The following is a 12,815-nucleotide window of genomic DNA, read 5'->3' as shown; positions in this document are numbered from 1 at the left end:
ATGAATGATACTTCATATTAAATGAATCCTAACTATAGTTTAAATACCAACTGAAATCAGAAAAGCCAGAGGAGTTGTCCTCTGGCTTTTAAATGTTATTCAATACATTCCTTATTCATTAAAGGCTATTTCCGTCTGCGGGTTGAATAGTTTCTGATAGTGTTTTGGTTTGACCATCTTGAATAACTGTTAATTCAAGCTTATCTCCCTCGCGCATTAAATATAATTTCTTTCTAAATGCCATTGTATCTTCAACTTCTTCGCCATTAATAGCTGTGATAATATCTCCAGCTTTAAGCCCCATTTTTTCAGCAAGTCCACCTTCAAAGACTTCATAGATAAACACACCTGTTTTTTGGTCAGTTGGAATCTTTAACATTTCTTTTAAACGATCTGGAATCATACTCATTTCTTGAATATAAACCCCTAATTGTGGACGACGAACTTCACCGTATGTTTCTAAATCTGTAATAATCGGAATTGCTACATAGGTTGGAATTGAGAATGACATTCCTTCAACTGAGCTTGTCGCAATTTTCATTGAGTTAATTCCAACGACTTTTCCATCTAAGTTAATTAAAGCTCCACCACTATTCCCTGGGTTAATCGCTGTATCAGTTTGTAAAACTGTCATTTCCCAATCGTCACGGTTATCCCCATTTAAATCAACGGCAATGACACGATCTTGCCCTGAAACAATTCCTGATGTGGCAGATCCAGCGAAATCTAATCCTAACGGGTTCCCGATAGCAATAACAGTTTGTCCAACTTTTAAATCTTCAGTGTTTCCGAATTCAGCTACTGCCTCAACCTCAACACCACTTACTTTTAAAACAGCTAAATCTGTATAAATATCGCTACCAACTAAAGTGGCCTCAGCACGTTCTCCATTTGAGAAAACAACTTCAAAATAATCACCACTGTCAATAACATGTTGATTAGTTACGATATAAGCATCATTACCATCTGTTTTATAAATAATTCCTGATCCTTCACCTTGAGTCGTATTACGAGCAAAGTTAACAACCCCAACAATCGCTGGTGATACTTTATTAATTGCATCGATTCGTGCCTCTTCTTGTGTTACGACTTCACGCTCAACGACATTTTGCACAATTTGAGTATTCCCCTGTGAATCAGTAGTTTGAGTAAATCCAGAGTTTACATTTTGATTATCACTCTTATCATGATAATAATTAGCAATAAAGAAGACACTCCAAGCTGTGACTAATACAACTAGTAATGTATAAATCACTTTACCCATATTAAAGTTTTTCATTTCATCATCAACCTTTCAAAATTTTATGTCATCTTAAATAAGGTACAAGCATTTGCTGTCGTCTGTTCACAGACCCTTTCATATGGTAAATCCTTTAGTTCTGCAATTTTCTTTGCCACTAATGAGACATAAAACGGCTCATTACGTGTTCCACGATGCGGATGCGGTGTTAAATATGGAGCATCGGTTTCCACTAATAAATGTTCTAATGGAATTTCAGTTGCAACTGCCTGTGGACGACGACCATTCGTAAATGTGACAGGCCCCCCAAGTGAAATCTTGAAATTTAAGTCAATAAATTGACGTGCCATTTCTACACTTCCACTATAACAGTGCATCACCCCACCTACCGTGTGAGCATCATGAGCTTTTAAAATTTCTAACGTATCTGCAATAGATTCACGCGTATGAATAACCAATGGCTTATTCACTTCTTGAGCTAATTTAATTTGTCGAATGAACACTTCTTTTTGTAAATCAACCGGTGACGTATCCCAATGATAATCAAGTCCGCATTCACCAACAGCCACGACTTTCGGATGTTTGACCTGTTCAACTAATTCCGCAAACAATTCTTCCGTTAAATAGATAGAATCCACTGGATGCCATCCAACAGCGGCGTAAATGAAGTCATATTGTTCCGCTAATTCAATGGCGCGTCGATTAGAGCGCTGATCATATCCAACAACAAGCATGCGTGTCACGCCCTCATTCTTCGCGCGTTCCATGACTTCTAGTAAGTCTTGGGCATATTTCTTATCATTTAAATGTACATGAGTATCAAAAAGCACGTTATCACCTATCTTTAAAAGTAATCACTCATTATATTTTCCGCCATTTCCAATTTTATCATACATCAAAATATCGGACATTTTATGATATTGATTTAGAAATCTTGTGGAAAAATAAGTGTTATTTTCATTATAACAAAATCATCCTAAAATCAGGATAAATTAACAAGAAAAGTATTTAAATCTCCAAAAATAGACATGTCCTCCTATCTACTAGTTAAACACCTCTTACTTAAATTAACCTTAAATCAAATAACCTGAACAACTAAAATAAAAAAGCTCGGATTGAGGTTTTCATTTTAATTGTTTTCCACAATACGGACAAACCTTAACCCCTAACGACCCTTGTAAAGGTAAAAATTTTCGACAACTCGGGCAGCGCCAAAAAATAAATAAAATAACCATCGCGGTAAAAAAGACCGCCATGCCTATCCATGAACAAACTTGAATATATTTCTGCACTGACAATCTCAATAAAAATAACACAATAGCAATAATAAGGAACACATAACCAACTACTCTCGCTTTCAACGGTGACACTAAAATCCCCCTCTTCTTATTTCCATTATATGAATGAAAAAAAGACATTATCCACAAGGATAATATCTTTTCTCTGTTTCAAATATGTTACCTTTCTTATCTCAAGATTAACATATTTAATCTTCAATCCAACATGCTAATTCTTCAGGTGTCGCTAAAACTGAGTGGGTCTCACTGAGTTGATGGCGCACCCCTTTTGAATAATCCACATCCGATGAATCATAGATTAAAATTTCTCGAGATTTTTCATAAATCGGATCAGGATTTGGAATCGCTGATAATAAAGATTTTGTATACGGATGGACTGGGTTATTGAAAATTTCATCACGTGTTCCCACTTCAACTAAGTACCCTAAATGCATGACTCCAATACGATTGGAGATATATTTAACCATCGATAAATCATGCGCAATAAATAAATAGGCAATCCCTGTTTCCTTTTGAATTCGTTTCATTAAATTCACAACTTGTGCTTGAATCGAAACATCAAGTGCACTAATGGCTTCATCCGCGATGATTAGTTTGGGATTCATAATTAACGCACGGGCAATTCCAATCCGTTGACGTTGTCCTCCAGAAAATTGGTGCGGATAACGGTACGCATGGTCACGAGATAACCCAACGCGTTCTAACATTTTAAACACCATTTCATCACGTTCTTCTTTAGATTGATACAGCTTGTGGACATCTAATCCTTGTGCAATTAAATCTAATACTTTTTTACGCGGATTGAGTGATGCCATCGGATCTTGAAAAATCATTTGCATATTTGTTCGTAAGTGACGCTCTGTTTCTTTATTTAATTTTCCTGAGATATCCACACCATCAAATAAAATAGTTCCATCTGTTGGTTCATATAAACGAATAATCGAACGTCCTGTTGTGGATTTTCCAGACCCACTTTCCCCAACTAACCCAAACGTTTCCCCAGGATAAATCTCAAAATCTAAACCATTGACAGCTTTTACGGTGTAATTTTTATTTATTTTAAAATGTTGTGTTAAATTCTCAACCTTTAATAATGGCTCCATTAGAAACAACCTCCTTTCTTCATCTTCTCAATTCGACGTTTCAAGGCTTCTGGCATTTCCACCTTTGGCGCTCTCGCATCAGCCAACCAAGTGGATACCCGATGTTTTCCCCCAACATTATACATGGGTGGGTCTAAGCGATAATCAATATTTAAAGCAAACTCATTACGGGGTGCAAAAGCATCCCCTTCGACTTGATACAATAAATTCGGTGGCGTTCCCGGAATGGTGTATAAATACTCATCATCGGATTCTAAATCCGGAATCGAAGATAAAAGTCCCCACGTATAAGGATGTCTTGGATCATAGAAAATCTCTTCTACCGATCCTTTTTCGATAATTTTACCTGCATACATCACGGCTACATAATCCGCAATATTAGCAACGACACCTAAGTCATGCGTAATAAAGATAATTGCTACATTTGTTTTTTGTTGAATCTCTTTTAATAAACGTAAAATTTTTGCTTGAATCGTCACATCAAGTGCCGTCGTTGGTTCATCACAGATTAAAACTTCGGGTTCACACGCTAACGCAATCGCAATCACGACACGTTGACGCATCCCCCCTGAAAGTTGGTGTGGATATTGTTTAAATCGTTTCTCAGGATCGGTAATTTCAACAAGCTCTAACAATTCAATCGCCTTTTCCTTCGCTTCATGAAATGACGTATGATAATGCTCCTGCATCCCTTCAATAATTTGACGCCCAATCGTCATTGTTGGATCAAGTGACGTCATTGGGTCTTGAAATACCATCGCAATCCGTTTTCCACGAATATGACGTTGCATCTCTTGGTCACTTAACTTCGTTAAATCACGCGTCACTTCTTCTCCATCACGTTCATAAGTAAACTGAATACTGCCTTTTTCAATCTTCCCATTCTCACTTAAAATCCCTAAAATAGCTTTCGTCGTCACAGACTTACCGGAACCACTTTCCCCAACGATTGCAAGTGTCTCTCCCTCATATAAATCAAGTCGAACGCCACGAATCGCACTGACACTACCTGATGACGTCGCAAATGAAATTTCTAAGTCACGAACTGATAAAACTTTTCGTCTTCCCATAAACATCACCTCCTACATCTCTTTCATCTTCGGATCAAACGCATCACGAAGTCCATCTGCTAACAAATTAAAACTTAACATCAAAATTGCTAAAACCACAACTGGGAATAGTAGCATATGTGGATAAGCAAGTAACGACTTAAATCCATCACTAATTAATACCCCAAGTGATGCCATCGGTGGCTGTAAGCCAAGCCCGATAAACGCTAAAAATGATTCATAAAAAATCGCATTTGGAATCGAGAACATCGACATAATAATCACTTGTCCGAAAATATTAGGTAAAATATCCTGCTTAATAATCCCTGGTGTTTTAACTCCGAGTGTTCGAGAGGCTAAAATGTAATCAAGTTCCTTTAACTTCAAGACTTGTGATCTAACCACACGACTCATCCCAATCCATCCCGTAATTAACAAGGCAATCGTAATTGACATAATCCCCGGTTTCATCACAATAACCAGTAGCGTCACGATAACTAAATTCGGAATTCCACTTAGTATTTCAATAAAACGTTGCATATAAATATCCACACGCCCGCCAAGATAACCAGAAATCATCCCGTATGTCATCCCAAACACCATATCAATGACTACGGCTAACGCCGCAATATATAATGAAACTCGAGTTCCCACCCAAACACGCGTCCAAATATCACGACCAAGCGTATCTGTTCCAAAAAAGTAATATACATCATCTAGTCCACGTTGTTCATAAATATTGACTCCATTATGAGTTCCATTAAAAATTCCTAACTTTTCAAGCCCCGGAATACGAGGTGGTAAATTAACGTGATCCATCATAACTGAATCATAGCCATGAGAACTTAGCATTGGAGCAAAAATGGCCATTAATAATAAGAAAGCTATCATAATAAATCCAAATAAAGCCCCTTTATTTTGAATGAATCGATGCCAAACATCTTTCCAAAATGATTGACCTTGATAGATAACATCAGTTTTTAAACTTTCATCTTGAAATACACGTTCAAAATCATTTTGTAAAAAATCCTGATTAAGACTCATGATTTCCACCCTCTTTCGCTAAACGAATTCGAGGATCAATCACTCCATATAAAATATCCACAAGTAACATAACCCCGATAAATAAAACACTATAAATAAAGGAAAGCGCAATAATCACATTATAATCATTAACTTGAATCGCTGTAACCAGTAAACTACCCATACCAGGAATCGCGAAGATTTTCTCTACCACTAAACTTCCCGTCATTAAACTAACCATTAACGGTGCAACAACTGTAATAACTGGAATCAGTGCATTTCGCATCGCATGTTTTAAAATTAAATTTTTCTTTCTAACCCCTTTGGCTTTCACCAGTAACATAAAATCAGACTGTAACACCTCAATCATTTCTGATCGTAAAAAACGCGCCACGTTCGCAATGACGAACATCGAAAGGGCAATGGTCGGTAAGATTGTGGATAAAATTGGTTTATCTAAACTATATGTAATTGGAAACCATTTAAATTTATACCCAAGGAAAAAGCATAATCCTAATGCAAACACATATGAAGGGACACTTACTCCAATCACGGAAATCACAGTTGCCCCCGTATCTAACCACGTATTACGACGAAGAGCTGCTACTAATCCTAGTAATAGTCCAATAATTGTTCCCAGTAAAACGGCTTGTAACCCAATACGAATCGTTATCCACACTCGTCCACTAATTAATGTACTAACCGGCATATCCTTTTGGATGGCATATGATACCCCAAAATCACCCTCAAAAATCGCTAATTTTAAATAATTAAAAAATCGTGTAAGCGGTGATGCATCTAATCCATACTTCGCATCTAATAAAGCACGTTGTGCCTCTGTTAATTTTTCATCATTAAATGGTGTTCCTGGCATTAATTCAAGCATTAAAAATAGGAAAAATAAAATCAAAAAAATCGTAACGACTGAAATCATAACCCGCTTCATGACATATTTCCACATACCCCCACCTCCAAATATAAAAATATTACAGGGGTTATCCCCCTGTAATAGCCTACTCTTCGATTGTTACATTTTTATAAATAAATGGAACACCAACTGAGTGAGTTTCAATTCCTTTAACTTGTTGATCAATTAAGTACGTATTTCCTTGTTGATACATTGGTAAAGCAGCAGCATCTCGAGCGATTAATAATTCTTCAGCTTCTTTCATCGCTTCCCAACGAGCTTCAATATCGTAAACTAAATCTCCTTTACCAATACGATTCATTAATGCATCATACTCTTCATTTGAATAATTTGGATAGTTATTTGAGCTACCTGTAATAAACATATCTAGATAAGTTGTTGGATCAGCATAGTCTGGTCCCCAACGTGTAATTCCTAATTGATAATCACCAGCACGCATTAACTCTAAACGATTTTTCTTAGGTTGTGATTTTAATTCAATCGTTAATCCCGGTAAATTTGTTTGAAGTTCAGATTGAATAAATTCAGCACATTTTTTCATTGAATCTGTATCTTCAAATAATAATTCTAATGTTAATGTTTCAATTCCTAATTCTGCTTTTGCTTTTTCCCAATACTCTTGTGCCACTTCTACATCATACGTCATATAATCATTTGCTGATGTTTCACGGAAATCTTTTCCGTCAGGTCCTGTTGCTAAAGTAACTGGCACAATAAAATTAGCCACTGTTGAACCATCATTTAATACGGTTTCTGTTAATTGCTCTTTATTCACAGCACGTCCTAATGCTTGGCGTAAATTCACATTTTGTAATTCTTCTACTTCTTCATTAGGCGCAATATACCATAAATATCCTTCATGGATTAACGTAAACGCCTCATTTTCTTTATATAAATCAACGATTTCTCCCGTTAAACGAACAACATCTAAGTTTCCTGATTCAAACTCAAGTGCTGCTGTTTGAGCATCTTTCATAATTTTGTACTCGATTCCATCAATATTCACATTATCTTTATCGTAATATGAATCATTTTTCTCAACTTTGAAGCTATGCCCTTGTGTCCACTCTGTCATTTTGAATGGTCCATTCGCAAGTAACCCTTCAGGAGTTTGTGCGTAATCTGCTCCTTTTTCCGTAACGAATGCTTCATTCATTGGAAAAAATGAAGGGAAAGTCATTAACTGTAAGAAAAATGGAACTGGTAATGCTAATGTTACCTCTAACGTATAGTCATCCACAGCATTAACCCCTAACTCTTCAAGTGAAGCTTCCCCTGCATTAACAGAAGCAGCATTAACAACTCCCGCTACATCCATAATAAATGCATATTCACTCGCCGTATTCGGATCAACTAAGCGTCGCCAGGCATAAACAAAATCATTAGCCGTTACAGGTTCTCCATTACTCCATTTTGCATCTTCACGTAAATGGAATGTATAAACTAATCCATCTTCAGATACATCATAACTTTTTGCAATAGCTGGAATCGCATTTCCATCTGCGTCTAATGTGTATAACCCCTCGATGGTAGCAGCAATGACCTCAAACGATAAACCGTCTGTTGCAATATGCTGATCCATAGATGCCAATTCCACATCTTTTGCTACTTTAAGGACTTTCCCGCTTGATTCAGAATCACCGGAACAAGCCGTCAAGGTCACGACAGAAAACACAAAAATCATCAAGAATTTTGCATATCTCTTCATGATAATCCCCCCTTTAATCAAAATAACTTCATGATTATGACAAAACACATCACAACTCACTTCTTTGAAGTTTAATAAATCTTATGTATAAATTATAGATCACATACCATGAAAGCGGATATAAAAATAAGAATTGTAAAGAATATTAAGAAATAAACAAAGAAGGTTAAACAATTTGTGTTATGGTGACACCCCATCTCCACCATAATATTCACGTCCGCAATATTTACAATAAAAAATAGTTATCTTATGTTAGTAGTTTACTAATCTGAGATAACTATTTTTTTATTTCACTTTAAGATTACTTTATTAATTTCATTTTTTTCGAAAGACAAGGAATTACCATATTAGTGAAAGAGGATAGCTATGACCCTTTTCTATGAAAAAGTCACATAAAGTAGGGGATCCCTCCGTAACTGTTGCAGAAAATTTAACCAAAATAAAAAGATTAAGATTTAAACTTGTACCTATAAGCTAGACAAAAAATGTATCCTATTCATCTCAATGAGAACATTTCATTGGGAACTGCGAATAATACTTCCTTTATTCTCCCCTTCCTTAAAAAATTAGTCCAGTGCCCTTTAGAGGAACTGGACTAATTTTATTAGAAATAACATATTATAATCAGATTGCTTTAACTTCAACAATTAAGTTATCTATACCTTGTTGATGAAAATTCAACTCTTTTTTCTGACGTAGTTCAAATAAATCAAAATCATATTGAAACGGGAAAAAGATTATATGATTTTGAAGTACCTCAATAGGTAACGCTTCGTGATTAAGTACTTTTAGTAACACTTCAATGATAAATCTCTGCATATGTGGATTGTTAATCGCAATTTTATCTGCTAACTTTAATTCATTTTGTTTCACACTAATTATTAGTCCCCAAACTTTTAAGGTGGTTAATACCGCTGAAACAGCTACATCTACTCGTCTTCGATCCCCATAATCTTCTTTTATTCTCTTTTTTATAGTAGTTGTTGAAACCGTATCTTGAAGTTTAAACGCTCTTCCAAATTCTAAAATTACATCTTTGAAAAAGGGATATGCTAATAGAAGCATTCCGAAGTGAGCAAGCAAACGTTCCTCTTGAGTTAGATTATCAAACTCATCTAAAATAAAATCGCGAAGTGGAACATGTTCATCTTCAACTAGATACCAACTTTTTAATAAAATCGTTATGACATTTTTACGTGCTTTGACACCTGTCACATCATTTCTAATAAACCCATCTAGTAATTCATACATTTCTTTTCGATTATGAGTTCTTACATTTTTTGCAGTAAAATCTAGCTGCGTCAACAAGATTTTCTGGTCAAACCCTACTGGTTTCGTCAATTAGGACCGCCTCCAATCACCTTAATAAAAGGTACAATAACTTCTTCAATGTTAATTCCACCATGGGTTAAAATCTCAACTCCTGGGGTAGTAAATGCTTCACCATCTTTTGAAAAGATTACATAAAATGATTCAGGTAGTCCAACTCCGTTCCAGACAATTCCTTTATCCTTAACCTTTGAATGTTCAAATAGAATGTTATTTTCATAAATACGAACTCTTTCACCTTGAACATCAGTCAATACGCCTTCTGAAAAACGGCCAATACCAGTCGCAGTCGTATTTCCATGATCAGAAGTTAGATATACCTCAAAACCAGCTTGCATCAAGTCATTAATTAAATTGATCAAGAATCCACGTTTCAACCAAATATTTAAACTTAACTCCAAGCTTTCTTGGCCGAGAATATTTCCATGCAATAATTGATCAATGGTATCAATGACTGCTCCATAAATTTTAATTGAACTTTTTTTCAAGCCAATAATATCTTCACGATTGTAATTATTAGTGCCTAATCCTTTTTGGTACGAAACATATTGTTTAGCAATACCATTCTCTGACCAAAAGTTTTTCCATTGTTTTTCTTCAGATACTGTTGTCATAATAGTATCACCAAACTTCAATGGAATCTTCCCGGAAAAAATGGCTTGCCTTGACACAGAGGTCAAAGAAGGAACCCAAGCAAAAACCCCATTCTCTTCCAAATAAAACCCCATCTCTTTTAAGCCAGTACGAATCTGCTTCCAATTATAGAAGCTCATACCGTCAAGTACAAGTAAAGCCGTTTTTTCTTTATGTCTTGACTTTAAAAAATCGGGAATATGATGTACCATTTTGGGTTTTGGATAAGGTGGTAAACTTACAATCATCCCGTAATTTTCCAGCATCCAGTATTGAAATTTTTCATTAATATTTTTTAAAATTTCATTGTCCTGAATTTCCGATGCTAATTGAATTAATTCAATCCAATCTTTGTATCCTTTAGCTTTTATAAATAACTCAGCTATCTTATTTTTTAAAGTATTAATCTCAACTATAGAGGTTTCTCCCCCATATTCAATGCCCGCATTCATCCAACTGGGAATACTCAAGGAATTAGGCTTTTTTGCTTTTTTTAGAGTTCCATCTAAAAATAAATCATTGACTAATGCCCAAACGTCTTTATTTATAAAAGGATAGTCTTCTGAATCAATACTTTCTTCAACAATTTCACCATCATACGTACTAACAAATTCAGACCATTGGCCATTTAAGTAGTTATAAAATGATGCAGATGACTCCAACAAAGTTTTTAAAGGTAAGCCTTTGACCTGCACCATATCAATTAAAAAATTCCGTATGGGTATTGGTAGTGAATCTCGTCTGTAATAGACAGAAATTAATGCTTTAAAAATTTCTGCCTTACTACTCATTAATCCTACTGGTATCTTATAATACTGCTCTACTAAAAAACTTAATGTTTCTTGGCGGGAAGAATCACCATGATATCGCCCATGAAGTACGAATAAAGCATCCAAATCCAATTCTCCAAGACTTTTAAGAAGGGTGGTAGAAAATTTGGGAAATAATTGGGATAGGTCTATAGTTAACGTAATGGCTTGCTTTTTAAACTCATATGGAAATTCAACTAAATTATTTGATATTACTACTAAGTTTAAAGGTTTATCTCGATAATTTCGCTCATAAAGATATCGAAAAGTAATACTATCATCATAGTGCAATACATCAAAATCAGCTGTTTTTAACTCATTCAAAATCTGAATATCACCAAATAGATAATCCGGATCATGGACCAAAAATAATCTATTGTCTTGAATCTTGAATGGTTTTAATACTTCATTTCGCCAATTACTCATACTTTACAACCCTAATCGGATACAAGCATTATCATAATACATTAACAACTTATCATCCTCTTGGATAACACTTGCTGGTAATCTATCACCAATTTTTACGATTTTCTCAAAATTCTTTTCTGAATAAGCTTTTTTAAATCCAACTCGAATCGCCTCTGTTCTAAACTGTTTCAATTTTTTCTTCGAGCTTTCGAGTTCAGTAATATAACCTTCAAACTCACGAAGAAGTGATTTTTCACGTAACTTTTCTAAATCTGCTTGTTTATTTGGATTCGGAACATACCAACGATTCATCGCTTTTTGGATTAATATAGGGTCATTTTCTTCGAGTCCACGAAGATTCTGATAATTTGCACGCAAATAAGATAAGATTTGATTTGGGACCTGCCCATCTCCTTCATAACGGAGGAAGTTTTGCTGCAATAAATCATCTAGCTCGGGTAACAACTCATGCTTAGCAATATGTTGTATTTCTTTCATATAATGAGGATGTAAATCCTGTCTTGTTTGAGGTTTTTTCATCAATTGTTGACGTATCCATTCAATAGCACTGTTCTCATCAGAAACAAATAAACTCATTTGGGTAAATTCTTTAACAAGTGTGCGTTTTTGATCATATTCTGCTACTTGAGATTCCAAGAATGCCATTCCATCTCGAATTGGAAAACGATTGACTATACCAGTTTGAAATTCTGAAGATGAGATTGGTACATTTAAACCATTCTGTACATGATAAGCAACCATTCTATCAAAAAGTATACGAGGTGTACGTTCTGAAATTATTTGTGCTTCACCTTTTACACCCCTAAATACTGGGAGTTGTTCTAAATGTTGATTTACAAAAATCCAGGCCGATTCTTCAGAATTTTGTAATTCGACCATTTTCGCTATATTTTCTACTTTAGGTTTATAAGCTGAGATTACTAAATCTTGTTTGACAGCCGTCGTAGTTGTGACCGCTTTAAAACTTCCTTGTTTTTTATCTAGGGCTGATACTTCTGCAATAATAAAACCTGCTTTTTGTATCGCTTCTTGTATCACGTTCCAAATACTCGCTTTTGAATTACTAAATACTACAGTCATCCATTTATCAGGCTTTAAAATTTTATAATAAGTTTTAAAACTTTCAAACATTAAAGTATTATATTCTTCAATACCTTTTTCTTGTGTTTTGTTCATTATAGCTTCTGAGGTATTATTAGTAAAAATACCTAACCACGCTTCCCATATAAAATTCAATTCTGAATACGTAACTATTCAGCCACCAAG

At 35.1% G+C, this 12,815-nt stretch carries 11 protein-coding genes; all 11 read right to left on the bottom strand.

Annotated features, from left to right (window positions below):
- Positions 1 to 118: 118 nt before the first annotated feature.
- Complete coding sequence (locus tag NEH75_RS04640) at positions 119 to 1,279, bottom strand: S1C family serine protease (protein WP_238581291.1); 1,161 nt, start codon at positions 1,277 to 1,279, stop codon at positions 119 to 121.
- 23 nt (positions 1,280 to 1,302) lie between these two features.
- A complete protein-coding gene (locus NEH75_RS04635; protein WP_055243509.1) occupies positions 1,303 to 2,070 on the bottom strand; it encodes a TatD family hydrolase in 768 nt (255 codons plus the stop codon).
- 294 nt (positions 2,071 to 2,364) lie between these two features.
- Positions 2,365 to 2,610, bottom strand: a complete 246-nt coding sequence (locus NEH75_RS04630; protein ID WP_055243510.1) for a hypothetical protein — start codon at positions 2,608 to 2,610, stop codon at positions 2,365 to 2,367.
- A gap of 116 nt (positions 2,611 to 2,726) precedes the next feature.
- A complete protein-coding gene (locus NEH75_RS04625) occupies positions 2,727 to 3,641 on the bottom strand; it encodes an ABC transporter ATP-binding protein (protein ID WP_055305535.1) in 915 nt (304 codons plus the stop codon).
- Complete coding sequence (locus tag NEH75_RS04620) at positions 3,641 to 4,717, bottom strand: ABC transporter ATP-binding protein (RefSeq protein ID WP_411158680.1); 1,077 nt, start codon at positions 4,715 to 4,717, stop codon at positions 3,641 to 3,643. The genes NEH75_RS04625 and NEH75_RS04620 overlap by 1 nt, the downstream gene beginning before the upstream one ends.
- A 6-nt stretch (positions 4,718 to 4,723) precedes the next feature.
- Complete coding sequence (gene opp3C / locus NEH75_RS04615; protein WP_262948598.1) at positions 4,724 to 5,734, bottom strand: oligopeptide ABC transporter permease; 1,011 nt, start codon at positions 5,732 to 5,734, stop codon at positions 4,724 to 4,726.
- Positions 5,724 to 6,674, bottom strand: coding sequence for an ABC transporter permease (locus NEH75_RS04610; RefSeq protein WP_262948597.1), 951 nt, complete (start codon positions 6,672 to 6,674; stop codon positions 5,724 to 5,726). Before NEH75_RS04610 ends, opp3C begins: the two co-directional genes overlap by 11 nt.
- A 52-nt stretch (positions 6,675 to 6,726) precedes the next feature.
- Entirely contained in the window at positions 6,727 to 8,349 is a 1,623-nt protein-coding gene (locus NEH75_RS04605; protein WP_262948596.1) for a peptide ABC transporter substrate-binding protein, read from the bottom strand.
- 624 nt (positions 8,350 to 8,973) lie between these two features.
- The gene (locus NEH75_RS04600; RefSeq protein ID WP_262948595.1) at positions 8,974 to 9,690 is read right to left on the bottom strand and encodes a hypothetical protein; all 717 of its coding nucleotides are present in this window, start codon (positions 9,688 to 9,690) and stop codon (positions 8,974 to 8,976) included.
- Positions 9,687 to 11,546 (bottom strand): BREX-3 system phosphatase PglZ, encoded by a 1,860-nt coding sequence (pglZ, locus tag NEH75_RS04595; RefSeq protein ID WP_262948594.1) that lies wholly within the window; start codon positions 11,544 to 11,546, stop codon positions 9,687 to 9,689. The genes NEH75_RS04600 and pglZ overlap by 4 nt, the downstream gene beginning before the upstream one ends.
- Before the next feature lie 3 nt (positions 11,547 to 11,549).
- Positions 11,550 to 12,725, bottom strand: coding sequence for a hypothetical protein (locus tag NEH75_RS04590; protein ID WP_262948593.1), 1,176 nt, complete (start codon positions 12,723 to 12,725; stop codon positions 11,550 to 11,552).
- Positions 12,726 to 12,815: the final 90 nt, after the last annotated feature.

This window comes from Turicibacter sp. T129, from assembly GCF_025594975.1.
Lineage (GTDB): Bacteria > Bacillota_I > Bacilli_A > MOL361 > Turicibacteraceae > Turicibacter > Turicibacter bilis.
This window is presented reverse-complemented; position numbering and strand designations above follow the sequence as displayed.

Bases quoted from the DNA above. Each gene is read 5' to 3' on its own strand.
- NEH75_RS04640 (WP_238581291.1), bottom strand. From the start codon at position 1,279: ATGAAAAACTTTAATATGGGTAAAGTGATTTATACATTACTAGTTGTA.
- NEH75_RS04625 (WP_055305535.1), bottom strand. From the start codon at position 3,641: ATGGAGCCATTATTAAAGGTTGAGAATTTAACACAACATTTTAAAATA.
- NEH75_RS04620 (WP_411158680.1), bottom strand. From the start codon at position 4,717: ATGTTTATGGGAAGACGAAAAGTTTTATCAGTTCGTGACTTAGAAATT.
- opp3C (WP_262948598.1), bottom strand. From the start codon at position 5,734: ATGAGTCTTAATCAGGATTTTTTACAAAATGATTTTGAACGTGTATTT.
- NEH75_RS04610 (WP_262948597.1), bottom strand. From the start codon at position 6,674: ATGTGGAAATATGTCATGAAGCGGGTTATGATTTCAGTCGTTACGATT.
- NEH75_RS04605 (WP_262948596.1), bottom strand. From the start codon at position 8,349: ATGAAGAGATATGCAAAATTCTTGATGATTTTTGTGTTTTCTGTCGTG.
- pglZ (WP_262948594.1), bottom strand. From the start codon at position 11,546: ATGAGTAATTGGCGAAATGAAGTATTAAAACCATTCAAGATTCAAGAC.
- NEH75_RS04590 (WP_262948593.1), bottom strand. From the start codon at position 12,725: ATGAACAAAACACAAGAAAAAGGTATTGAAGAATATAATACTTTAATG.